At 67.3% G+C, this 22304-nt stretch carries 20 protein-coding genes and 5 pseudogenes; 11 read left to right on the top strand and 14 right to left on the bottom strand.

The features are described from left to right. Nucleotides 1–19: 19 nt before the first annotated feature. Nucleotides 20–475, top strand: a pseudogene (locus OG842_RS00400) (transposase); the annotation flags it as partial. A gap of 75 nt (nt 476–550) precedes the next feature. On the opposite strand, the gene OG842_RS00395 reads toward OG842_RS00400, so the two are convergent. Both OG842_RS00395 and OG842_RS00390 read right to left on the bottom strand, forming a co-directional pair. Further along, nucleotides 551–2509: a hypothetical protein gene (locus OG842_RS00395; RefSeq protein ID WP_266726510.1), complete on the bottom strand. Its 1959-nt coding sequence runs from the start codon at nt 2507–2509 to the stop codon at nt 551–553. A gap of 632 nt (nt 2510–3141) precedes the next feature. Next, nucleotides 3142–3585: a GPI anchored serine-threonine rich family protein gene (locus OG842_RS00390; RefSeq protein WP_266726508.1), complete on the bottom strand. Its 444-nt coding sequence runs from the start codon at nt 3583–3585 to the stop codon at nt 3142–3144. A gap of 591 nt (nt 3586–4176) precedes the next feature. On the opposite strand from OG842_RS00390, the gene OG842_RS00385 reads away from it, so the two are divergent. Then, nucleotides 4177–4482, top strand: coding sequence for a hypothetical protein (locus tag OG842_RS00385; RefSeq protein WP_266726507.1), 306 nt, complete (start codon nt 4177–4179; stop codon nt 4480–4482). Nucleotides 4483–4766: 284 nt separating this feature from the next. Here the strand turns inward: OG842_RS00385 and OG842_RS00380 are convergent. Beyond that, nucleotides 4767–5108: pseudogene (locus OG842_RS00380) on the bottom strand (ATP/GTP-binding protein); the annotation flags it as partial. Nucleotides 5109–5201: 93 nt separating this feature from the next. Continuing rightward, nucleotides 5202–6392 carry a hypothetical protein gene (locus tag OG842_RS00375; protein ID WP_266726506.1) on the bottom strand — a complete coding sequence of 397 codons (1191 nt, stop codon included), beginning with the start codon at nt 6390–6392 and terminating at the stop codon, nt 5202–5204. Nucleotides 6393–6689: 297 nt separating this feature from the next. On the opposite strand from OG842_RS00375, the gene OG842_RS00370 reads away from it, so the two are divergent. Next, the gene (locus OG842_RS00370; protein ID WP_266726505.1) at nt 6690–6998 is read left to right on the top strand and encodes a transposase; all 309 of its coding nucleotides are present in this window, start codon (nt 6690–6692) and stop codon (nt 6996–6998) included. After that, a complete protein-coding gene (locus OG842_RS00365; RefSeq protein WP_266726504.1) occupies nt 6995–7657 on the top strand; it encodes an IS3 family transposase in 663 nt (220 codons plus the stop codon). The genes OG842_RS00370 and OG842_RS00365 overlap by 4 nt, the downstream gene beginning before the upstream one ends. Here the strand turns inward: OG842_RS00365 and OG842_RS00360 are convergent. After that, nucleotides 7605–9002 carry an IS30 family transposase gene (locus tag OG842_RS00360; RefSeq protein WP_266726503.1) on the bottom strand — a complete coding sequence of 466 codons (1398 nt, stop codon included), beginning with the start codon at nt 9000–9002 and terminating at the stop codon, nt 7605–7607. The genes OG842_RS00365 and OG842_RS00360 overlap by 53 nt on opposite strands. A gap of 20 nt (nt 9003–9022) precedes the next feature. Here OG842_RS00360 and OG842_RS00355 point away from each other — a divergent pair, with 20 nt between their 5' ends. The 4 genes from OG842_RS00355 (at nt 9023) to OG842_RS00340 (ending at nt 11497) form a co-directional block, all read left to right on the top strand. Beyond that, the gene (locus tag OG842_RS00355) at nt 9023–9391 is read left to right on the top strand and encodes an integrase core domain-containing protein (RefSeq protein ID WP_443063946.1); all 369 of its coding nucleotides are present in this window, start codon (nt 9023–9025) and stop codon (nt 9389–9391) included. Between the two features lie 27 nt (nt 9392–9418). Beyond that, nucleotides 9419–9802, top strand: a complete 384-nt coding sequence (locus tag OG842_RS00350; RefSeq protein ID WP_266726502.1) for a hypothetical protein — start codon at nt 9419–9421, stop codon at nt 9800–9802. A 20-nt stretch (nt 9803–9822) separates the two neighbouring features. Beyond that, nucleotides 9823–10827: an IS3 family transposase gene (locus OG842_RS00345; protein WP_266726500.1), complete on the top strand. Its 1005-nt coding sequence runs from the start codon at nt 9823–9825 to the stop codon at nt 10825–10827. A 109-nt stretch (nt 10828–10936) separates the two neighbouring features. After that, the gene (locus tag OG842_RS00340; protein WP_266726498.1) at nt 10937–11497 is read left to right on the top strand and encodes a hypothetical protein; all 561 of its coding nucleotides are present in this window, start codon (nt 10937–10939) and stop codon (nt 11495–11497) included. On the opposite strand, the pseudogene OG842_RS00335 reads toward OG842_RS00340, so the two are convergent. From OG842_RS00335 to OG842_RS00320, 4 genes and pseudogenes are all read right to left on the bottom strand, one after another. Further along, nucleotides 11482–11891: pseudogene (locus OG842_RS00335) on the bottom strand (transposase); the annotation flags it as partial. The gene OG842_RS00340 and the pseudogene OG842_RS00335 sit on opposite strands and share 16 nt — an antisense overlap. Nucleotides 11892–12055: 164 nt before the next feature. Next, entirely contained in the window at nt 12056–13315 is a 1260-nt protein-coding gene (locus tag OG842_RS00330; RefSeq protein ID WP_266726497.1) for an MFS transporter, read from the bottom strand. 50 nt (nt 13316–13365) lie between these two features. Further along, nucleotides 13366–14124, bottom strand: a complete 759-nt coding sequence (locus OG842_RS00325) for a GntR family transcriptional regulator (RefSeq protein ID WP_266726495.1) — start codon at nt 14122–14124, stop codon at nt 13366–13368. Between the two features lie 300 nt (nt 14125–14424). Next, nucleotides 14425–14817: a DUF6191 domain-containing protein gene (locus OG842_RS00320; protein WP_266726493.1), complete on the bottom strand. Its 393-nt coding sequence runs from the start codon at nt 14815–14817 to the stop codon at nt 14425–14427. Here OG842_RS00320 and OG842_RS45070 point away from each other — a divergent pair. Continuing rightward, nucleotides 14806–15609 carry an ATP-dependent DNA ligase gene (locus OG842_RS45070; RefSeq protein ID WP_353962590.1) on the top strand — a complete coding sequence of 268 codons (804 nt, stop codon included), beginning with the start codon at nt 14806–14808 and terminating at the stop codon, nt 15607–15609. The genes OG842_RS00320 and OG842_RS45070 overlap by 12 nt on opposite strands. Here the strand turns inward: OG842_RS45070 and OG842_RS00315 are convergent. The 5 genes and pseudogenes from OG842_RS00315 to OG842_RS00295 form a co-directional block, all read right to left on the bottom strand. Continuing rightward, nucleotides 15494–16480, bottom strand: coding sequence for a CU044_5270 family protein (locus OG842_RS00315; RefSeq protein ID WP_266726491.1), 987 nt, complete (start codon nt 16478–16480; stop codon nt 15494–15496). The genes OG842_RS45070 and OG842_RS00315 overlap by 116 nt on opposite strands. Next, nucleotides 16473–17123 carry an RNA polymerase sigma factor gene (locus tag OG842_RS00310; protein ID WP_266726489.1) on the bottom strand — a complete coding sequence of 217 codons (651 nt, stop codon included), beginning with the start codon at nt 17121–17123 and terminating at the stop codon, nt 16473–16475. Before OG842_RS00310 ends, OG842_RS00315 begins: the two co-directional genes overlap by 8 nt. 150 nt (nt 17124–17273) lie before the next feature. Beyond that, nucleotides 17274–17684, bottom strand: coding sequence for a helicase associated domain-containing protein (locus tag OG842_RS00305; RefSeq protein ID WP_266726487.1), 411 nt, complete (start codon nt 17682–17684; stop codon nt 17274–17276). Nucleotides 17685–17812: 128 nt separating this feature from the next. Next, nucleotides 17813–19017: pseudogene (locus tag OG842_RS00300) on the bottom strand (IS256 family transposase). 126 nt (nt 19018–19143) lie between these two features. Then, nucleotides 19144–20027, bottom strand: a pseudogene (locus OG842_RS00295) (IS982 family transposase). A gap of 70 nt (nt 20028–20097) precedes the next feature. Between OG842_RS00295 and OG842_RS00290 the strand changes: the two are divergent. After that, the gene (locus OG842_RS00290; RefSeq protein ID WP_266726485.1) at nt 20098–20487 is read left to right on the top strand and encodes a hypothetical protein; all 390 of its coding nucleotides are present in this window, start codon (nt 20098–20100) and stop codon (nt 20485–20487) included. A 210-nt stretch (nt 20488–20697) separates the two neighbouring features. After that, the gene (locus OG842_RS00285) at nt 20698–22134 is read left to right on the top strand and encodes an IS1380 family transposase (protein WP_443064048.1); all 1437 of its coding nucleotides are present in this window, start codon (nt 20698–20700) and stop codon (nt 22132–22134) included. The last annotated feature ends 170 nt before the right edge of the window (nt 22135–22304 follow it).

The raw sequence follows: 22304 nt of genomic DNA, 5'->3' as shown, positions 1-22304 counted from the left end.
GACCAAGCACTACTAGAGCGTCGGCAGGAAGCGAAGCATCGTCACCGACACGCTCGGCCTTCTCCTCGCCGTGCTGGTGACCGCGGCCAGCGTGCAGGACTCTGTTGCCGGAACCGCGCTGCTCGACCAGGTCGCCGCCGACCATCCGCGCATCCGCAAGGTGTGGGTCGACGGCGGTTACCGCCAGCACCTCGTCGAGCATGCCGCCACCCTCGGCATCGACATGGAGATCACCGCCCGCAAGCCTGGGAGCAGGGGCTTCACCCCGATCCCGAAGCGGTGGGCGGTGGAGTGAACCTACGGCTGGATCATGCTCCACCGCCGCCTGGCCCGCGACTACGAAACCCTGCCCGCCCGCTCCGAAGCCGTGATCCACATTGCCATGACCGACCTCATGGCCCGCCGCCTCACCAATGAGAACACCATCTCCTGGCGCGACCCGAAGAAGGCCACAGAACATCCCATCTCGGGATGAAGGACGAAAACGACCTCTGAGCCGACCGGGTCCCGGATCGGCAGACGCGGGCCGGTGGTACCGGCCCGCGTCGAGTCAGCGCACGGTGGCAGGCTTTGTGGTGGCCGTGCCGTTGGTCCAGCCGTTGCGGTGGGCAGTGATCTTGACCGTGATCTTCCGGCCACGGTCGGCCTTCACCAGGACGTAGGTGGACTTGGTCGCGCCGCTGATGGACTTGCCGTTGCGCTTCCACTGGTACGTGCAGGAAGTCGCGGACGGCGACCAAGTGCCGCGGGCAGCCGTCAGCTTGTGGCCGACCTTGACGGAGCCGGAGACCGTCGGCGCGGTGGTGGCCTTCAGGGCGGGGCCGACCGCGACCTTCAGCGCAGGTGAGGTGGAAGCGACGGAGCCCGCGCCGTTGCTGACCTTGACCTGGCAGGAAACCTTGTGGGCGTAGTCGGCAGAGGTGAGGGCGCGGGTCTTGGCGGTGGCGCCGGAGATGACCGCGCCGTCGCGCAGCCAGGACCAGGTGGCCTTGGTGTTGGTGCCGTTCCAGGCGGCGGAGCAGGCGAGGGTGGAGCCGGTTCGGGCCGTTCCGCTCACCGCAGCGTAAGTGGTGATCTGTGGCTTGAACAGCAGGGTCTGCGACTGGGACCACACCTGGGAGGTGTAGCCCCCGCTGCCGGTGTACTCGGCCTTGCGCCACAGCACCGTGGCCCGGCCGTCCGGTCCGGCAGCCACCTCGCCGGCGAGGGCGTCGGTGTTGGGGACGGCGGCGACGGGTGTGCTGTTCAGAGCGGTGGCCTTGCTCCAGGTGCCGTTGGCGCGCACTGCCCACTCAAGGTAGTTGTCGTTGCCGTTGTCGATGCTCGGCACCTGCGGCCACACGACCTGCACGGTTCCGTCAGCGCCGATGGAGGCGTCCACCTGCCAGTTGACGTAGCCGGTGGACAGCGTCTTCGGCGCGGACCAGGTCCCGGTGCTCGCGGTGCGGGTCACGGTCTGCACGACGGGGGTACCGGCAGTGCGGCTCCAGCCCGTCCACACGTAGGTGACGTCACCGTTGGGCGCGGCCAGCGGTTCGCTTCCGTCGCTGTAGTCGATGGCGGAAACGGCGGTCTGAGCGGCACCCCAGCTGCCCGAAGGAGTGGTACGGGTGGCGGATTTCAGGTCGCTGGCGCCGGTGCGCCACAGCACGGTGGTGGCGTTCTTGGCATCCATCGTCGCCTGTACGTTGCTGGACGTGGCGTCGGTGCCGGGCAGCACGGTGGCGCTGCTCCAGCCGGGCTGGGCCGAGGTACGGGTGGCAGTGAAAACCGTGTGCTCGTCGGTGAAGCGGTTGAGTTCATCCCAGACCGCGGTGGCGGCGCCGCCGGGGGCCACCGCGAGGTCGATGCTCCAGATGGCTCCGGTAGTGGTGGAGGCCAGTGTCCGAGGTGCGGACCACGCCCGGTCGCCGGGGGCAAGGGCGGCAGTCCTCACATCGTAGTTGCGGTACCCGTCACCCTGGTCCCATGCGGCGGTGAAGGTGCCGTCGGCCGCCGCGGCCAGGCGGGGCGTGGACATGTCCAGGCCGCCCCAGGCAGCGAGTGTGGCCGGGGCAGACCAGGCTGCCGTGGCCGGGTTCCAGTTGGCGGCCAGGGCGACCAGCGAACCGTCTGCACCACTGCCGTCCAGCCAGGTCACCACGGCCCGCCCGTTGGCGCTCACGGCAAGGACGGCTGCGGAATTCTTGTCACGTCCGGTCGCCAGGGAGTGCGACGCACTCCACGTCGCGCTGCCGGCCGGCCGGACAGCGGTTCGGAAGTCCCAACCGGTGGCCCCGGCGGCCTTTTCCCGCCACAGCGCGAACGCGGCACCGTTACCGGCCACCTGGACATCGATGAGAGTCTGCTGGCCGTCCGCTCCGGTCAGGGTGTCGGCTGTGCTCCACGGTCCAGCCGACGCGGTGTACCCGGCGGCGGCCGAGGGAAGGGCGGTGCCCAACGAGACCGCGGCCATGGTGGCGGCGAGCGCCATGGCAGCGGTCTTCGGTCTGCGTATCTTCAGCGCCATTACGGCTCCTGTCTCAGGCGAGCGCGTCTTGCGCCCGGCATGCTTGCGCACATTGGAGCGAGGGGGCGCAGCACCGGCGGAAGGCAAATGGCGTAGATGCCTTCATGCGGATCACGGCGCCACCGCTCCTGCGCCGTGGTCATGATGACAGGAGGGAGTAGCCGACCATGGTGCCGGGTGCTGGCAATCTTGTACGGGCCACGATGCCGGGTTTGATACTGGTGGGCTCGCGTATTCGACTGTCACCAGTTGTGACTCGGTACTTCATCTGGCGAGTGAGCACTTCACCTGGCGGGGCTGAGCGCTCTGGTCGGTGAGCTGAGCATGGTGGCTTGTGAGCCAGTTGATCTCTGTTCGGCGACGGTGCGGATGTCGTTGCGGGAGGCTCGGGTCGGCGGCGCGGGCAGTCGTACGGGACCTGCCTGAGCCCTGGGCGCCCGCGTCGGCGGAGGAACTGGAGCGGTTCGAGACCGACGTGCCGTCAGGGTTCGTCCGTGCATGGGGAACTGCACCCCGATCAGGAACGGGCGCTGAACGCCGCTGTCGCCCGGCATCAGGAGCACGGCCACCGGCCAGCGCGACGTTCGGCCGCCGAGGCGCCGGGCTGTCGCCTGGACGGCCGGGCCGCACCGTTAGGAATCGGTCGGCCCTCCCGTGATCGTGAAGGGGGCGGAGAAGTTACCGGAGTCGCCGAAGAGGACGATCCTGTAGTCGTTCCCGGGAGGAACGTCCGGCACGACCACTTCCTGTCTCCCCTTCAGGATGTCGAAGCCCTCGTCAAGCATGGGGCCGGTCCTGTCGCCCTTCCTCAAGTAGATCGCGCCCTTGGGGTTGGTGATGTGCTGTGGCGGGTCGGCAGTGTCCCAGGTGACCTCAACCGTCTGGCCGGCCGTCCAGACCGACTCCGCGGTGGGAGAGGTCACGGGCGGTACGAACACGTCCAGCAGAGAGGTTCGAGAGGCGGTGTGAGCCGCGGCCGGATTCGTCGCCTGCACCTGCGTCGAAGCGAGCAGGCTCGGCGCAGCCACGAGGGACCATGCCGCCATGCCCACGGCTGCCCTCTTCCAGATCTTCATGATCGCAAGTCTGTCGGCACCATCCAGGACGGTGCGGACAGAGCGGTGATCTTTCCCTCGAAAGAGGGTGCCGGACCGCACCGGGGACGGGACCGATCCCGCCGGACGCCGATTCCGATCGAAGGCCGGATCTGGCTCTGTTCACCAGAACCCGTTCTGGTGAACAGAGCCAGGGCCAGCGTTCTCAATCAACATGGCACCACACCAGGTCAGCGGCTTGTCATCTGACAGATGCACTTCGACAGGACAACTCGGTACGCAGCCCGCGTCACGTTGGCGATCCGCGGTCTGGCGAGTACTGACAGAACGTGCGCCGTCGGAGAGGTTGTTGACGACCGCGATGTCAGAGGTTGCGCATACGGTTCCACAAGATCACCGGCAGGTAGTGCCGGGGGTGTTTGGAGCAATCGTGGGGGTTGGGATGCCTTGGTGGAACAGGAAGCCCGAGGACGTGCGCGCGCAGTGGGTGCTTGAGCCGTTGGTGGGGGTGGGGCCGTTGCGGTTCGGGATGAACCCCGACCAGGTGGCGTCGGCTCTGGACGGGGCGACCGCCTACGTCTCGACTGGCCTGGACGGCGGGGCTGGCTGGGGGTGTTACAGCGACTGGGGTGTGACCGCGGTTTTGGCACGCCCCCCACCCTGGGCGCCGTCACCCTGCACGGACGCACCGGCCCGCAGATCGACTTCGACGGCATCCGGCTGATCGGCATGACGGTCTCAGCCGCCGACGCAGCCCTGATCAAGCACCTCGAAGAACGCGAGATAGGCCTGATCATCGGCTGCGGCGGAGATCTCGGGCCGGACGGTCTCAACATGTACGTACGGGCCACCAGAGCCGGGGACGCCGTGGTCAGCGAGGCGCGGTTCTGCAAAGCGGAGTGGGAAGACCACGGTTGACCCGCAAGACGACTCGATCGCTTCGACGCGAGGCACGCCGTGCGGCTGATGCTGTCAGATCCGGCTGGCCATCACGTTCCAACCGCATGCAGAATATCCACATTGGTCCCCAAGACTTGCTTCGTGGACCCTCTTATACCCGGAGATGGCCGCGTGCCGGGACCACCAACGCTTTCCGGGATAATCTGACAGATCGCCCGGACACACCCCCGACAAGAAACCTGGACAACCCCCCGAGGGCCGTAGCCCGTGGGAGGCGCTGCGCGACGATACCGAGATCCGCGCCGAACCCGTCGGCGGTGGTGGGTTTCGGCGAGGTGGTCGAGGCGGATGGCTTCGAGTGTGGCCTTGGTGATGCGTTCGGTGCCGTCGAGGATCGCGGTGATCGCGGCTTGCCGGATGAGTCGGGTCAGGCTCCCGATTCTTCCCACGGTCCGCTGGCGGAGATAGGCGGAGTGACGGGAAAGCGTCCCGGCCCGGTGCGCCCGGAGATCGAGTGCGGCCTCTACTCCCGTGATCAGTTCTCTGAAGGGTTCGCGTGTGCCGAGCCGTGCCGAGAACGCCCCGCATTCCACGAGGGAAGCCCGCCCCGCGAGTTGCGCCCCGCGTACCCCACTGAACAAGGGCGGCTTCGGGATGCTGCAGGACCACGGTCCGATGCCGAGTCACGAGCGTGAATTGAGGGCTGTTCTGGCTGTTCGTCGGCTGGCGACGGCATCTCAGTGCCAGGTGTTGTCGTTTCCGGAGGTCTTGGTCGGGAGCCGGTAGCCGAACTCCTCCCGGAGCTTTGGGGCGGCAGTGTCCGAACGCATCGACAGCGCGATGAGCACGGCGAAGCCGAGCGCCCAGATGCCGGCGACGATCAGGACCGGCGCGACATCCGCGGTCCGGTGGACCACAGTGCCGAGCGCTGCGGCGCCGAGCAGCGACCAGAGGGTTGTCGCCGCGTGCAGCTCGGACGCCTGGGTCGTCGTCGCGGTGATCGCGTGCGCGCGGTCGATTCCGGACACGTCCGCGCCCCCGCGGCGCACCCGTACAAGAGTGCGTCGCAGTCGCCGGATCCGGAGCACCCTGATGCCGAGCAGTACGAGCAGGCACAGGACGCCGAGCCCGACGCCGACCAGCTGCACCTGTCTCCAGATGGCAGCCGTGGGTGAGAGTGAGGGGCTCATCATGGCGAGGCTCGCGATGGCGAGGGTCACGAGCACGGCGGTGGTCGCATGGTCGAGTTCGGTGGCCTCGGCGCGCTCTCGGGCCTTGACCTGCTGCCGCAGTTCCGTGTCGGCGTCGCCGAGGAGGAGCTGAGCGGGGCCCTGTTCGCCCAGGGCCCGTGTGGGAAGGCGATCAGGCGCGGTACGGCTCCACCGTCGGTCGGCGGCGATCAGAGCGAGTACGGCCGGGACGCAGAGCACGCCCGGGAGGAGCAGGGCGATCGCCACCGTCGGCCAGGCGGACGCGGCGAGCAGGATGCCGGCCGTTGCCAGGAGCAGGAAGCCGATGACGATGCTCGTCACGACCGCCGGGAAGAACGGCGTGCGTGTGACGCGGCCACGCACCTCGACCGCATTCCTCAGCGCCGACGAGTCCTCAGCCGGTGCGTACATGCCCGCGAGCGCCAGCTGATGGAAGGTCAGGGCATAGCCGAGCACGATCAGGAAGACGACGATGCCCAGCGCCGCAGCGATGAGCGGGCCGCCGAACACCGGCACGAAACCTGGCGGGTCGTCGGGGAGACCGAGTCTGCCGATGAGCGCGAGGACGGGAAGCAGACCGAACAGCGCCCCGCAGCCCACGGCCGCTGCGCCCGACACGCGCACCAGGCCGCCAGTGATCAGGACGCTGCGGGTCGGCGGCAGCTCGGGGCCGCGGTCGCGCCGCTCATCGCCCAGGGGAGCGCACTTCGCTTTCACCGTCCTAGGTTCTCACGGGTGTGCGAAGCCGTCGTTCTGCGCCCCCGGCAGCACCGTCGCGGGCCTCTGATTCGGTATCTGCCTCATGCTCGACTGCATCCCCCTGGTGGCACTGGCCCAAGCCCTCCCGGTCCTGCCCGAGGGTCCGGGCTGGTGGTACGAGCCCAAGCTCGACGGTTCTACAGACGCATCGAACCTGTCTCATCCGAGTGATGTTCTGGGGCGGGCCTTCACCCCTGATCTTGGACACTCGAGATAGTGGATCTTGAGGATCTGAGAGATGGACGTGTCGTGGTCATGAAGCACTATCCGCCGGAGTTCAAGGCGGACGCGGTCGCGCTGTACGATTCGCGGCCCGAGGCGACGATCAAGCAGATCGCCGCCGACCTGGGGGTGAACCCGGAGACGCTGCGCAACTGGATCCGGGCGGCCGGAGCCGGTCGTCCGCGCGGCCGTCGGGCGGCCATGCCGCCGACGGTTCCGGTGGCGCCGTCGGCTCTGGAGGCCGAGGTCGCCGCCTTGAGGCGGGAGAACGCCGAGCTGAAGAAGGAACGGGAGATCCTGCGCAAGGCGGCCCGCTATTTCGCCTCGGAGACGGGCTGGTGAACCGCTGCCAGTTCGTTGAGGACCACCAGCGCCGTTACGGCGTGAAGCGGTTGTGCCGCATCCTGGGCATCGCCCGCTCGAGCTTCTACCACTGGCGCCGGAGTGCACCGCTGCGGGCAGCCCGCCAGGCTGCCGACGCCCAGCTCGCCGCCCGGATACGCGTGATCCACCGGGCCTCGGACGGCACCTACGGCGCCCCCAGGATCACCGCTGAACTCCGCGAGGACGGCGAGCGCGTGAACCACGAGCGGGTCGCCCGCATCATGCAGGCGATCGGGCTGGCCGGCCTCCGCCTGCGCAGGAAGCATCGCACCACCATCCCGGACCCCGCCGCGGCGAAGGTGCCGGACCTGATCGGCCGTAACTTCACCGTGGACGAGGTGAACCGAAAGTACGTCGGCGACATCACATACCTGCCGCTGGCCGGCGGGACGTTCCGCTATCTCGCGACCGTGATCGATCTCTGCTCACGGCGCCTGGCCGGGTGGGCGATCGCCGACCATATGCGCGCCGACCTCGTCGTCGACGCCCTGAAAGCAGCCGAGCGGACCCGCGGCAGCCTCGCCGGCGCCGTGATGCACACCGATCACGGGGCCCAGGACGGATTCAATCGGTCGTCGCAACGCTGGCTGGTGGGAGCGATCGTAGCTGCTTGGTGAATACTTCAGCCGGGGTTCGCCACCCGAGTGTTTTCCGGGGCCGGTTGTTGAAGACCGCCGCGACGGCCTGGAGCTCTTCGCTGTTCCAGCGGGACAAGTCGGTGCCCTTGGGGAAGTACTGACGCAGTAGGCCGTTGGTGTTCTCGTTGGTCCCGCGTTGCCAGGGGCTGTGGGGGTCAGCGAAGTAGACAGGGATGCCGGTCTCGACCGTGAAGGCGGCGTGCGCGGACAACTCCTTGCCGCGGTCCCAGGTGAGAGACCGCCGGAGTTGCTCAGGCAGTGTGGTCATCGTCCTGGCCAGGGCGTTCTTCATCGTGCTGGCACCGTATCCGGCCAGAGCGGGTCCGTTCTTCGTGCGCGGGACCACACCGTAGCCCTCCTCGCGCGGCAGGTGGACCAGCATGGTGAACCTGGTGGTGCGCTCGACGAGAGTCCCGATCGCCGAGCGCTTCAGCCCGATGATGAGGTCGCCCTCCCAGTGCCCGGGAACGGCGCGGTCCTCGGCCTCGGCGGGACGCTCGCCGAGGAGGACCTTGTCGGTGACGTGGGCCCACGCCTTCTGCCGGCTGCGTGCCCGGGGAACACGCAGCGCCCGTCCGGTGCGCAGGCAGGCCACCAGCTCGCGTTTCAGCGCACCACGTCCCTCGACGTAGAGCGCCTGGTAGATCGCCTCGTGACTGATGCGCATGTCCTCATCGTCGGGGAACTCGACCGGCAGGCGTCGCGCGATCTGCTCCGGGCTCCATGCTGTCACCCAGCCTCTGTCGCCGCGGTGCGGCTTGTTGCGCCCCTTCCAGGCCGGGCCCTCCGGGCCCAGACGGTTGCCTCCGGCGTCGGTGACGTCCCTCGACAGCCGGGCCTGGATATAGGCTCGCAGCCTCGGATTGTCCACGAGCTTGGCCGTCTTCGGGCGCCGGGCCCGGCGTTCAGCGTGCCACTGCGCGGTCGAGGCCCGGTAGTCCAGCTTGTAGGTCCGGGTAGAGGCATTGCGCCGCAGCTCACGGGAGACCGTCGACGGCGCCCGTCCGAGCCTGCGGGCGATCTCGCGGACGCCGGCGCCCTGGGCATGCCAGACGGCGATGTCCTCCCGCTCGGGAAACGACAGGTAGCGCCCGGACACATCATCAGGAAGACACGGATTCACGCCGCCAGCGTGCCGGAACCAGCGGAATCCCACCGGCCCGGACACCCCGGCAGCACTGCACGCATCCTCGGTCTTGGCACCCCGAGCGATCACCGTCCAGAACCTGACCCTGTCCTCACGCCAGGCCACCGACGGCCTGCCCGGCGACGGCACCAACCCCCGATACGCACGAACCTGCTTGTGCCGCTCCACAGAGCCCATCGCTCCACCTCCCGATCAAGGTGTTGCGACGATCAGTTGAATCCGTCCAGTACTGCAGCCGGGCCTTCGCCAACGCCTGCCGCCAGGCTGGCGTGACCCAGTCCATGAGCGCCATCGGCAGCTCGGCGGATAACGCCCTGGCGGAGTCGTTCAACGCGACCTGCAAACGCGAGACCCTCCAGGGCCGCAGGGCCTGGAACGAAGAACGCGAAGCCCGCCTGGACCTCTTCCGCTGGCTCCACCGCTACAACACCGTCCGACGCCACTCCCGCCTCGGACACCGCAGCCCCATCGCCTACGAACAAACACTCCAAACAACATCAACTACGCTGGCCGAACCCTCTCTGTCAGCCTTGGGTGAGACATCCCGTTCTGCGGGGTTAGCCTGAGAGGGCACGACAGGAGAACCGTCCCTTATGCCCAGTACAGAGCCCGTCGGGTCCGAGCCGGCGCCGAGGCCGAAGCGCCGCACTTTCACCTCGGAGTACAAGCTGCGAATCGTCGCCGAGTACGACGCGGCGCCCAGGAACGAGAAGGGTGCGGTCCTGCGCAGGGAACGGCTCTACCACTCGCATGTCAAGGAGTGGCGGGCCGCCCGGGATGCCGGGGCCCTGGAAAACCTGGTCGACCGCCGGACCAGCCCGGCCCGTGCGAAGAAGTCCGCCGCGGAGGTGGAGAACGAAAAGCTGCGGCAGCAGGTGGAGCGGTTGCAGAGGGACCTGGCACGGAACAAGGCCGCACTCGAGGTGATGGGAAAAGCTTCCGCGCTCTTGGAAATGATCTCCGAGAGCGCGGACTGAAGCCTGCCGCCGACCCTGTCGTGGACGAGGCGTTCACCAGCGTCGAGGTTCAGCTGGGCATCACGGCCGCCTGTCGGCTGACCGGCCGCTCCCGCGCCACGCATTACCGTCGGCTCCGGCCCCCACCACCACGCAGAACACGTGCCCCGCAGATGCAGCCGTCGGCCCTGACGGCCGAAGAGCGTTCTGCGGTACTCGAGTTGATGAACGGCGACGAGTACGCCGAGCTGGCGCCCGCGCAGATCTGGGCCCGTGAGCTGGATGCCGGGCGCTATCACTGCTCCGTCTCGACGATGTACCGGATCCTGCGCGAGCAGGATCAGTCCGGTGAGCGCCGACGGCAGGCCACCCATCCCGCCAAGGCGGTGCCCGAGCTGGTCGCCACCGGGCCCTCGCAGGTGTTCACCTGGGACATCACCAAGGCGGCCGGGCCGGCCAAGGGCGTCTGGTATCACGCCTACGTGATCATCGACATCTTCAGCCGGTATATCGTCGGCCACACCGTCGAGCGAGCCGAATCAGCCGTGCCGGCCGAGGAGCTGATCCGCGAGACCATCGCCCGCAACGGCATCGTGCCCCAGACCGTGCACGCGGACCGCGGCACCTCGATGACGTCGAAGAAGGTCTCCCAACTACTGATCGATCTGGGCGTGACGCGGTCGCACTCGAGGCCGAAGGTCTCCAACGACAACCCTTACAGCGAGGCCCAGTTCAAGACCACGAAGTACATGTCGGATTATCCCGAACGGTTCGATTCGCTGGCCCACGCCCGCGAGTGGTTCGACGCGTTCATCGCGTATTACAACCATGAGCACCGGCACTCGGGTATCGGCTGGCACACACCAGCCTCCGTCCACTTCGGGACCGCCGAGGAAGTCCGCGACCAGCGCGCGGTCACCCTCGCCGAGGCATACGCCCGCCACCCCGAACGCTTCGGCCGCCGTCCCAGACCACCCGAGATACCCCAGACGGCCTGGATCAACGACCCGGCCAAACGCAGGGAACCCGCACCACAAACCTCCTAGCGTCACGACCGTCTCACTGAACTTGAAATCTTCCGGAAGCCGCATAACCCGTGTTCAGAATCAGGGGTCAAGGCCCGTCCTACAGTCACACCCGCTCTTGGACGGAGCGATGCCCCCGCGGTTCGGCGACACGGACGTCTGGGACTTCAACGGGGTGGTACGCAAGGCGCCCAACGGCGCGTCCGCAAACATGAGGGCCCATTTCCGAGGGCTGCCCCCTCAGTGGAACCTCCTGGGCCGCGAACTGGCGATGATCTGGTTCAACCCCCGCCATCCGGCAGTGCTCGCCCGCGGACTGCACCTGCCGGCGAAACTTCACTCACCGGTCACGGTCGGCCAGCGAGTGGGCCACCTACGTGCTCTTGCCGCATTCGGCCGGGACCACCAGTTGCCCGAGACCCTCGCGAGCTGGGCCGAGGACGACTTCAGGCACTACGTCTCTCTGCGCTGTCAGTCCGGTGAGTCGGCCAGCGCGCTCGCGCACGTCTTCCTGATCAAGACTCTGCACCGCTTCCGGAGGTGCCTGGCCTCCGGCGGCCTGAACCGCGACCCCTGGCCCGGCCAGACCTGTGTCCTGGACATCTGTTCACGCCGGGTGCTCGGCTACTCGATGGCCTCGCACATGCGCGCCGAGCTGGTCATCGACGCGCTGCCCGAGCGCGAGATCTGAAGAACCCGGCATATCCGCTGGACGCCGAAGGATGAGGCGTGGGCGGAGACGAAGTCCCAGCGGCGGGTCTTCACTTCATCTCCTTCGCGAAATAGGCCGCCGCCCGGCGCAGGATCTCCCGCTCGAGCTCCCACTCCTTCTCCGCTTTGCGCAGCCGGCCGTTCTCCGCGCGAAGCCGGGCCAGCTCCTCATCCTGGCCCTGCGCGGTCTGGTCCTCGCGGCCGTGATCCCGGCCTGCGTGCTCGTCGGCCTGGCGCACCCAGCTCCGCAGCGTCTCGCCGGTCACCCCGACATCCGCCGCGACCGCCGCATACGTACGCTTCCCACTCGCCGAGCGGTAAAGCGCGACCGCGTCATTCCTGAACTCCGCCGGATACGGAGATTTCCGTCCCACCAGGACACCCTTCCTCGGATCCACAAGATCCATTGTCAGAGTGTCCACACCACCGGGGGCACCTCAGCCGTCATCATCCCCCTCAACCGCACCAACTTCATGTCTGAGTGAAGATCCCTACAGGTCATACATACGCGCTTGTCTGTCAGCCATTTTGTGACGCCTCAATACGCCAACTCCGGGGCCTTCTCCGTGGGCAACGTGCGCATTGTTCGAAGCGGTGACAGGAAGTTGGGAAGGGTGCTCAGCGTCATGCCGGCTGCACCAATCCACAAGGTGCCTGTTGCTCCGAACACAGAGCCCGAGACTCCACCCAAAAGCCCACCGATAGGAATGCCGCCCCAGGAAACGAAACGAGCTGTTGCACTCATCCGGCCCAGAAGCCGATCCGGCGTCAGGGCCTGTTGGAAGCTTGATTGAGTCACCACGCGAACGACTCCGCCCAGTGAAAGAGCCGCGAGTCCGATCGCAGCCACATAGAGGCTCCAATCCGTTCGCGCCAACGGCATGAGCACGGTCAATGGACAGGTAGCCAGTGACGCGAGCCAGATGACCGGACCTTGCCCGACTCGCTTGGAGACCCTGGTTGCCGACAGTGCGCCCAGCAAGGCACCACAACCCATTCCCGACAGAATGATGCCGATACCGAAGGATTGGAGACCAATCTCCCGATCCAAAAAGACCAGCAACATGGTTTGATACATGACCAGGAAGAGGTTGAATATCGCATCCCCCAGCATGATTGCACGTAGGGGAGGGTTTTTGACGACGAACTTAAGTCCCTCCATGATCATTCGACGCAATTGAGGGTGCTCGCTCAGATCAGGCTTCTGTTCGCGTTTCTGGATGGTGATCGCGAGCAGTCCCGACATGGCCATACTGGCCGAACTCACCAACAATGTTGCAGGGGCTCCAACCAGGCCGACCAGGGGCCCTGCCACTGTCGGCCCGCTGATACTGGTCACCGAGCGTATTGCCGAAAGTTTTGAGTTTCCTTCCACGAGATTGCTGCGTCCGACCAAGTGCGGGAGATAGCTGACGTATGCAACATCGAAGAAAACAGTCAACACTCCATGAACCAAGGCGACTGTGTAGAGCCACCAAATGGTGAGAAGGCCTGCCCACCACGCCACCGGTATCGTCAAGAGGAACAGCGCGCGAGCGAGATCAGTGCTGATCATCACCGATCGCTTCCGCATGCGGTCCACCCACGCGCCTGCCGGCAGCCCGACCAGGAGCGCCCCTGCCGAAGTCATCGCAGTCAGTAGGCCCACCTGGAACTCGTCGGCATGCAATGCCGCGATGGCAACCAGAGGCAAAGCCAGAAAGATGATGCGATCGCCCAACTGGCCGAGCGCAGTGGCAGCAAACAATCGCCCGAAGTCCCGATTACGTAAGAGGCCGAGCCGGGAGAATTTTGACATTCGAATACCCTACTGTCGAATTTGCGATGTCTCTCTAATGGCTTCAACGACTACGGACGGTCGACTCCGAACTCGTAGACAACTTCCCGGCGCACGTCCGGAATTACCATGTCGGCCGTTTCCACCGGACGTCCGTCCGTGTCGAAGATGGTCCGCTCGATCTGAAGCACGAGGTCCCCCACGCTGATCCCCAGGAGGTTCGCCTGCACCTGGGTGGCACGAGCCGGGCGCGGTACCTCGACCACAGTCGAGATGACCACGCCGATGAAGCGCATGCGCTCGACCACCCCCTTTCCCGCCAGGGGACCCATCTCGGGCAGCACAATCGGCGTTCCATCCGTGATAGCCATCGGCTCCCAGGATTCGGAGAGCTGGACGGGTTGCCCGTCGGCGAGGAACTCGTAATGTGTATTGACGCAGAGGTCCCCGGGGCTGATGGCGAGCCGCTCGGCGATAGGCTCGGGGGCGGGGACGCGCACCTGGCTGTGTGAATCCCAGGCGTCGGCCCTGCCCCGCTCCCTCCTGTCGGTCCAGGGGGCAGGGCCCTCCCGGCGTTCGCGGTGCCGCGAGCGGACCAGCCGCAGGCGCTCTCGCGGCATGCGGACGTAGGTGCCCGAGCCGGCGCGTCCTTCGAGGAGACCGTCGGTGATCAAACGGTCCATGGCCCTCTGCATGACGTTGCGTCCGACCCCGTACTCCACGGCGAGCCGTGCCCGGGACGGCAGGCGCTCCCCGATCGCCCACTCTCCCGCGAGAATCCGTGCGCGCAGCACGTCGGCTAGCGCGAGGTACGGCGCCTCTCGGGGCATGGACGATCCTCCGGTTGTCCTGCTCTGCGGCAGCTGGTTATTCCCAGGGGCGTTGGCAAGCTACTGCACCAGGAAAAAGCTGCTGGAGTAGAAATACGCTCCGAGGCCATGCGCCTACGAAGGTGGTCGGCAAGCAGACCACCTCGACCTGCTGATCGGCCGCCAAGGTGCATACCTGGTGTGCTGGTGTGGGCGCAGCGGTCCGGCAGGACGACCAGCTTCTGCCGGCCCAGCGAATGCGCAGGGCTGGAGGAAACTCCTGACAGCCGTGCACGGGCGGACGGTGACGTAGCAAACCGGTTACGGCGCTTCGTACCTGCTCGTGGGGCTCTGCACGAGGCGGATAACCGCCTTGCCGGAGTCAAGGTCAACAGAGCTGGGGGGTGCACCGGATTCGGCATCGTCCCGGAGAACGAGTTGGCGTTCCCGCTCCTGTTGGACGTGTCGCTGTGACGGATGGAAGAGCTCGCCCCATGCCTCAGCAGCGGATGCTCCGCCGCCGCCAGCCGACCCACATAAAGAGGAGCAGCCATAGGAAGATAACGACACTGCCAGTCGTAAGGAGCAAGGGTTCTCGCCTTCCGGGCACCGATGTTTCGCTGACAGTCTGCTGACCAGCGGGGCACAACCGCCAGTGCAAGCCGCGCCAATGACTTGGTGGTAAGAGAGGCAGCTCAGCCGATGGTGTCTCATGAGACACCTCGCAGTCTGGAGAAGGACGGCCACAGAACAGTGCTGCGTCGTACCGACGAGACCGTCGTGCTCTACGCCCGGTCCGGCAGAGTCGTCACCCAGCACTGGATGGACCTGGCCGTCGCCGGCATGGAACTGCGCCCCGGCACGGTGCTGGACGGGGAGGCGGTGATCTGGCGGGACGGCCGGCTGAACTTTGCGGCGGCGCAGGCGCGGGCCGCGTCATCCGTGACACGGGCCCGCGCCCTGGCCGCCCGGTACCCGGCCTCCTACGTCTGCTGGGACGTGCTCCAGCACCCGGACCCGGCGATCGGCGACTGCCGAAGCCGCCCCTACACCGAGCGCAGCGCCTTCCTCCTGCAGCTCCTCTCCGATGTCGGGCCGCCGATCCAGGCCGTGCCAGCCAGCGACGACCGGGACGTTGCCATGCTCTGGTACGACACCCTGCGTGAGCAGGGCATTGAAGGAATCGTCTGCAAAAGGGGCGGAGCGGGCTATCCGTCGGGACGGCGCGGGTGGGCGAAGGTCCGGCACACGGACACCGCCGACGCCCTGGTCGTCGGATTCACCGGCCCCCCCCAGGAGGCCGTCAGCTCCCTCGTCTGCCACGGCTGGGCCAGGGGGCGTCCGACACGCCCCCGGCCCCTCCTCCCGTCACCACGGGCCCTTCGAACGGTTACGGACGTTGGCCGATCCGGTCGACGACGCCCACCTCCTGACTGCTGCGCATCTCGAAGTACCTGTCGACCTGCCGCCACTCGCCGTCGACGCGCTTCGCATTGCTGCCCTTGAGACGAATGCCCAGGTAGTCGTAGGTCTCACGGTCGAAGACGAAGGTGAAGGTCAGGTGGGGGTACGACACCCCGACCCCGTGCCGGCCCAGAGCGTCGACCTCGTCCTCGTCCACCTTGATGCGTGGCAGTTTCGCCAGGGCCTCGAAAGCGGCGGCCTGCAGGCCGGGCGGCATGACCCGCGGCCCCTGCATGAGCAGACATGCCTCCATGAACACCATCCTGTCGGGGTCGGGCGCGGGCCCGCCGGCCTTGCCCCCCTTCGCCCCGGACGGCTCGACGACCTCGACGCGCCCGCGGCCGAGCCACTTGAGGAGCTCGTCGGGGTCGGTCGGCCACTTCTGCAGCTTCGCGTATTCATTGGGCGGCCACTGCACCTCGTGCTCGCCCAGCGGGGGATCGTTGTGGATCTTGCCGTGCTCCTGCCGGCGCGAGGGCCTGGAGCCGTCCACCGACAGCCAGCTCTCGTCCGTCCACGTCCTGGTCTTCCCGCCCTTCACGGGGGTTCGCGTGATGTAGGTCTTGGTGTAGAAGTACTGGTCGTTCCGCGGGATCGGTAGGCTGGCACCGGTGGACCGCGTCCTGTCCGCGGCCTTGTGCAGCACCTGCGCCGCGCTGAGGGTGGTCATCCTCGGGGAACGGGGGTCCCCGCCGTCTACCGAGGCCACCAGTACGATTCCCGCCACTGCCGCGGCGATCGTCGCGGCCACCGCGACACGGAACACCGTCCGCCTGGGCAGCGCGAGAGCGACTCCCCCGCGGCTCTCCCGGCCGATGGCGGTCATCAGCCGGGTGCGGGCGGCGGCACGGGCCTCGGCGGTCAGGGGAGGCGTGTCCGCCTCCAACTCCTTCACGGAGGTGAGGTCATCCATGATCGGGCTCCTCCTGGAACTCTTGCAGGGCTGTGGGATCGGACCCGCCCAATGCGTCGCGCAGTCTCCTTCGAGCCCGGTGCAGCCGTGAGCGGACGGTGCCCACCGGCACCCCCAGGGCCTCCGCGGCCTCCACGTAGTCGAGATCACCCCAGGCGATCACCAGCAGCACGTCCCGGTAGCGGGGCTGCAGCTTGGCGATGCAGCCCGCCAGCGCACCTCGGGCGCTCTCGGCGGTGACCCGGTCGGCCACCCGCTCGGCCATCGGCTCGCCGCCTCCCTCGTCCGGGACGCCGGCGGCGACCCGTGCCAGCGCCCGGAGATGGCGCGCCTCGGCCCTCCGGTGCTCACCGACGAGATTGGTGACGATCCCGTACAGCCACGGGCGCGCCTGAGCCCTCGACAGGTCGTAGCGGCGCCGTCGCTGGAAGGCGATCACGAAGGTCTCCGCCATCAGATCGTCCGCCACGTCGGCACCCAGCCGCCGGGCCGCGTACCGGTGGATGTCGTCGGCGTAGCGGTCGAACAGCACGGCGAAGGCATCGGGCTCGTCCCAGGACCGTTCGATCACCGAGGCGTCGGAGTCCGACCGCTCGTTCGTGCCCTCGGCACGGTGGACTCCGACGCTCGGTGAAACGGTCATCGGTCGCCTCTTAGGCTCATGTTTTTCCCTCGAAGACGCGGGCATGGTCACCCGCTGTTCGCCGATGGCCCGATTCGAGTTCCCATTTCTGTGCACGCAGGGCCCGCTCGTGTGCCGGCACTCGACGCGGCGGCGCATTGGTCCCCTCCGTCACCCGGCGGTCGCAGTTGCCGGAGGCAGGAGATGCCCGTGCACGGCCGCCCAGGCGCGGGAAGCCGTGAGGCCTTCCTCGAACGCGATGTCCTGGTGGGACCAGACCATGCCCAGCCCGGCCAGCTGTTCGACCCGTCCCGGGTCCAGGCGTCCGGCTTTGTGGGTTTTGCGTTGGTCGGCGAGCCATGTCCCGAGCGGGAACCCGGCCGGCACCCAGTCATCAGGGGTGACGTAGTCGTACGGTACCCGCAGCTCCCGCGCCCCGGTCTCCTTCATGTACCGCGCGCATGCCTGGATTCCGCGCCGCCAGAATGTGTTCTCGGGTTCGATGACCCGCAGCTTCACGAACCGTGCCAGCAGCGCCGGGTCCCTGGGTGTGCTGAACTTCAGCAGCTCCCGCGCGGGCACACCTCGGCCCCTGCTCGCCCTCCGACACTTCCCGCTCAGCCTCCGCCTCGCCCTCCTCGGCTCCCTTCGGGTGCCAACTGCCGCTCCGGATGGGTGTGAATTTAACGGCTGATCTTGGTTGTTGAGGTTCAGCTGTTGGCCGGGGTGAGCCGGCCCTCGAAGGTGATCGGGAACGCGTTGAGGGGTGCCTTCCAGCGCATGGCCCACTTCTTGCGGCCCTTCCCCGTCGGGTCCAGGCTCATCAGCGCCATGTAGACGCACTTGAGGGCGGCGGCCTCGTTGGGGAAGTGTCCGCGGGCCCGTACGGCCTTGCGTATGCGGGCGTTCACGGACTCGATCGCGTTCGTCGAGCAGATGACCTTTCGGATCTCGACGTCGAAGGAGAGGAAGGGCACGAACTCGGCCCAGGCGTTCTCCCACAGCTTGATGATCGCCGGATACTTCCGGCCCCAGGCTTCCTGGAACTCCCCGAACCGCTCTGCCGCCGCGTCTTCGTTGGGTGCGGTGCAGACGGGCTTGAGGGCCTTGGCGACCTTGTCCCGGTCCTGGCGGGCCGCGAGACGGAAGCTGTTGCGCAGGAGGTGAACCACGCAGGTCTGGACAGTCGTTCGAGGCCAAACGGCCTCCACCGCCTCGGGCAGGCCCTTGAGGACATCGCAGACGAGCATGAGCACATCGTCCAGGCCGCGGTTCTTCAGCCCGGTGAACACGTGCAGCCAGTACTCGGCGCCCTCACCACCGTCGCCGGCCCAGATCCCGGGATGTCCCGGGTGCCTTCGACGGTCACCGCCATCACGACGTAGACCGGCCGGTTCGCGACCTGCCCATCCCTGATCTCGACGTTGATGGCGTCCACGAACAGAACCGGATGGACACGGTCGAGTGGCCGGTTCTGCCATTCGGTCATCCCCTCCATCACCTTGTCGGTGATCGTGGAGATGGTCTGCTTGGACACCTCCGCCCCGTAGACCTCGGCCAGGTGCGCGGAGATCTCCCCGTGGGTGAGGCCCTTCGCGGACAGGGAGAGCACCCTTTCGTCCACGCCGGACAGGCGGCGCTGCCGCCTCTTGACGATCTGCGGCTCGAAGCTGCCGGCGGTGTCCCGGGGCACCCTGACCTCGACCGGGCCGACGTCGGTCAGCACGGTTTTCGCACGAGTTCCGTTGCGGCTGTCGCCGCTGTTCTTCCCGGCCGGATCGTGCTTTTCGTAGCCGACATGGTCGGTGATCTCGCCCTCCAGGGCCGACTCCACCACCCGCTTGGTCAGCTGCTGCAGCAGCCCACCCTCACCGGTCAGCTGCAGGCCCTCGTTGCGGGCCCGGTCGACCAGCATCGCGACGAGCTGTTCGTCCGATGCGGCCGACGGCACCGCACCACCGCCCGGCTCCTCGACGGACTCGTGCTCGATCACTGTCCCGCTCACCTGGCGTCTCTCCTTGATCAGCAGATCCGCCGTTGATTAGACACTCCCCGTGGCGTCGTTGTGCCAGATCGCGGCGGTCAGCGCGAGGATGCGTTGCATGACGCGGGCTATGACACCTCCGGGTGTGCGCCCTCGGTGCCGTTCGAGGTCAAGCTGTCCCTTGAAGGTCTCGTTGATCGATTCGATGACCTGTCGCAGCGGCTTGAACAGGGCTGCGCCAGGCCGTTCCCGTTCACCTTTACGTGCAGGCCGTAGCAACTGGACTCCATGCTCGGGCAGTTCGCGTTCGAAACCACGGCCGAAGTAGTTCTTGTCGCCGATGAGAGTCTGTCGGGGGCGCTCTCGCAGAAGCTCGCATTCGGCCGCCAGGAGGTCAAGGAGGGTCTCGCGTTCGTGGCCTTGGCCCCGGTCAGGGCGAAGGCGATGGGCAGGCCCTGAAGGGTGCAGACCAGGTGCAGGCGCAGGCCCCAGAAGAAGCGGCTGTGGCTGGCGCAGTAGCCGTATTCGGCCCAGCCTGCCAGGTCGGAGCGTTTGACGGTCTCGCGGGAGCGGCCGCATTCCACCGGGGTGGAGTCCACGACCCATACGCCGTCGCTCCACACCGAGGTGGTGGTGGCCAGGATCCGGTTGACGCTTCGCATCAGACCGGCAGCCGTGCGCAGCCGCTTGTTGTAGCCGGGCTGCTGGGGCAGGTAGGGGAAGAGATGGCGCAGGTAGGCACGGGCATGGCGGAGCCATTTGGCCTCGGAGGTGTAGCCGAGTATGGCCTGCATCGTGGCGAGGGTGACCAGTTCGGCATCGCTCAGGCGGGGCGTAATGCCGACCGGCGGGCGCCACGGCGCCAGGTCGGGATGCTCCTTCAGCATGTCGTCGGTCGTCGCATAGAGTGCTGACGCGAGGGTGTCCACGTCGTTCGTCACAAAACGATCTTGGACACCCTCGTTCTCGTCTCCGCAGGCACCCCTTGGACCACACCACCAGGAGGAACCAGTGTCATACCCGCAACTGCTCAGCCCCGAGGAGAAGCTCGCCGACGCGAAGAAGCTGTTGAGCCTCCCGCGTATCGTCGTGATCTGCGGCTCCACCCGCTTCATGACCGAGATGAACGAGGCCGATCTACGGGAGACCAAAGCCGGAAAGATTGTCGTCAAACCGGGCTGTGACATGAAGTCGCCGCACGAACTTTGGTCCGATCCTGTCGAGGCCGAGGCGCTGAAGGTTCGACTCGACGATCTGCACCGGGCGAAGATCCGGCTCGCTGATGAGGTGCTCGTAGTCGGCGACTACATCGGAGACAGCACCCGAGCCGAAATCGCCTACGCCCGTTCGCTGGGCAAGCCCGTGCGGTTCACGCACCCTGAAGTCGACCCTGACGCCTGACCGCCCGCTGCCACCTCGACAACCAGGGCCGGCAGCCCGCCGCCTGACCGTCTCGCGGTGGCTTCGGCCGCCGCCCGCCCCACACCCTCCGCAGGCATCCCTTGGAATTGATCATCTAGCCTCGCCGTTTCGTTTGGGTACGGCGGATGTTGGGGCGGAAACGCAAAAGTGCCCTTCCTGACCTGGGACGATGAACCTTGCTGAGGGGTTCTGTCGGTCCAGGCGGAGGGCACTTTCTACGTGCAGGATATCGGGTTGCGTCCCAAGATCCATGTCAGTGCGGATGGTTCGGGGGTGGTCGGTCATGCCGGGTCACGGTTACTGGCTGATCTTGCCGATGCCACGGGGCTGACCGCTGCGTACTCCGCCGCTCTCAGGCCGCTTCGGCCGCGCGGGACCGGGCATGATCCGGGCCGGATCGCCACCGACCTGGCGGTGATGCTCGCCGACGGCGGTGAGGCCATCGCGGACCTGGCCGTACTGCGGGACCAGACAAGGTTGTTCGGTCCGGTCGCCTCGACACCGACGGCCTGGCGGCTGCTCGCCGACACCGACGAGAGGACACTGGCTGCTCTGCGCCCGGCGCGTGCCCGAGCCCGGGAAGTCGCCTGGATGCAGGCCGCCGAGCAAGGCGAGGGCATACCCGCAGCCCGGGCCGCGGGGCACATGCTGCCCGGGCTGGTCCTGGACCTCGACGCCACGCTGATCACCTGCCACTCCGAGAAGGAGCAGGCCGCACCCACCTATAAAGGCGGCTTCGGCTTCCACCCGCTGCTGTGCTTCCTGGCCAACACCGGCGAAGCGCTGTCGGGCCGACTGCGGCCCGGGAATGCCGGTGCCAACACCGCGAGCGACCACATCACGGTGCTCGACCAGGCACTCGCGCAGATCCCCGACGCCCACCGGCACGGTACCGACATCCTCGTCCGCACCGACAGTGCCGGATCCGCGAAAGCCTTCCTCGCCCACGTCCGCGACGTGCGGAAACGAGGAATCCGTACCTTCTTCTCGGTCGGATACGCCATCACCGCGCCGGTCCGCCGCGCTGTCCGGGCCATGCCTGAGCACCTCTGGCATCCCGCCCTGAACCAGGACGGGACACTGCGCGCCAGCGCCGAGGTCGCCGAGCTGACCGGCATGGTCGATCTGGACGGCTACCCGGCCGGCACCCGCATCATCGTGCGCCGGGAGCGGCCGCACCCCGGAGCACAGCTGTCCCTGTTCGACCAGGACGAAGGCCTACGGCATCAGGTGTTCCTCACCGACACCCCGTACTCCGGTGGCGGCTCCGCGCAGTTCCTGGAGGTCCGCCACCGCGGACATGCCACCATCGAGGACCACATCCGGTGCGGCAAGACCACCGGCTTCGGCCGCTTCCCCTCCCGAGACTTCGGCGTCAACGCCGTCTGGCTCGAACTCAGCCTCGCCGCGATCGACCTGCTCGCCTGGACCCGTGTCCTCCTCCTGGACGGGGAGCTGGCCACCGCCGAGCCGAAGAAACTCCGCTACCGGCTACTGCACGTCGCCGGCCGCCTCACCCACGGCGGCCGACGCCTCCACCTGCGAATATCGGCGACCTGGCCCTGGAGAAACGAACTGGCCACGGCCTTCCACCGCCTCGCCGGACTGCCCCGACCCGCCAGCTGACCGGCAAACCCCCGTCCGCCCACGACCCGAAAGAACCCGGAGAACCTGACCACCGCGTCGGGACTCCGACCTGCCCAACAACCGAAATCACGTCGGCCACCCAGCAGTTGGCGATCAGCGACACCGCCTCAACCCAACCGAAACGGCGAGGCTAGGGCGCGCACCGCGTC

It is taken from the genome of Streptomyces sp. NBC_00376 (genome assembly GCF_036077095.1).
Taxonomy (GTDB): domain Bacteria; phylum Actinomycetota; class Actinomycetes; order Streptomycetales; family Streptomycetaceae; genus Streptomyces.
Note: the sequence above shows the minus strand (reverse complement) of the source record. Positions and strands in the feature narration are given on the sequence as shown.

What these genes read in the sequence shown, in the direction of transcription:
- OG842_RS00395 (WP_266726510.1), bottom strand. Translation starts at nt 2,509, where the DNA reads ATGGCGCTGAAGATACGCAGACCGAAGACCGCTGCCATGGCGCTCGCC.
- OG842_RS00390 (WP_266726508.1), bottom strand. Translation starts at nt 3,585, where the DNA reads ATGAAGATCTGGAAGAGGGCAGCCGTGGGCATGGCGGCATGGTCCCTC.
- OG842_RS00370 (WP_266726505.1), top strand. Translation starts at nt 6,690, where the DNA reads ATGAAGCACTATCCGCCGGAGTTCAAGGCGGACGCGGTCGCGCTGTAC.
- OG842_RS00360 (WP_266726503.1), bottom strand. Translation starts at nt 9,002, where the DNA reads ATGGGCTCTGTGGAGCGGCACAAGCAGGTTCGTGCGTATCGGGGGTTG.
- OG842_RS00350 (WP_266726502.1), top strand. Translation starts at nt 9,419, where the DNA reads ATGCCCAGTACAGAGCCCGTCGGGTCCGAGCCGGCGCCGAGGCCGAAG.
- OG842_RS00340 (WP_266726498.1), top strand. Translation starts at nt 10,937, where the DNA reads ATGCCCCCGCGGTTCGGCGACACGGACGTCTGGGACTTCAACGGGGTG.
- OG842_RS00330 (WP_266726497.1), bottom strand. Translation starts at nt 13,315, where the DNA reads ATGTCAAAATTCTCCCGGCTCGGCCTCTTACGTAATCGGGACTTCGGG.
- OG842_RS00325 (WP_266726495.1), bottom strand. Translation starts at nt 14,124, where the DNA reads ATGCCCCGAGAGGCGCCGTACCTCGCGCTAGCCGACGTGCTGCGCGCA.
- OG842_RS45070 (WP_353962590.1), top strand. Translation starts at nt 14,806, where the DNA reads ATGGTGTCTCATGAGACACCTCGCAGTCTGGAGAAGGACGGCCACAGA.
- OG842_RS00320 (WP_266726493.1), bottom strand. Translation starts at nt 14,817, where the DNA reads ATGAGACACCATCGGCTGAGCTGCCTCTCTTACCACCAAGTCATTGGC.
- OG842_RS00315 (WP_266726491.1), bottom strand. Translation starts at nt 16,480, where the DNA reads ATGGATGACCTCACCTCCGTGAAGGAGTTGGAGGCGGACACGCCTCCC.
- OG842_RS00310 (WP_266726489.1), bottom strand. Translation starts at nt 17,123, where the DNA reads ATGACCGTTTCACCGAGCGTCGGAGTCCACCGTGCCGAGGGCACGAAC.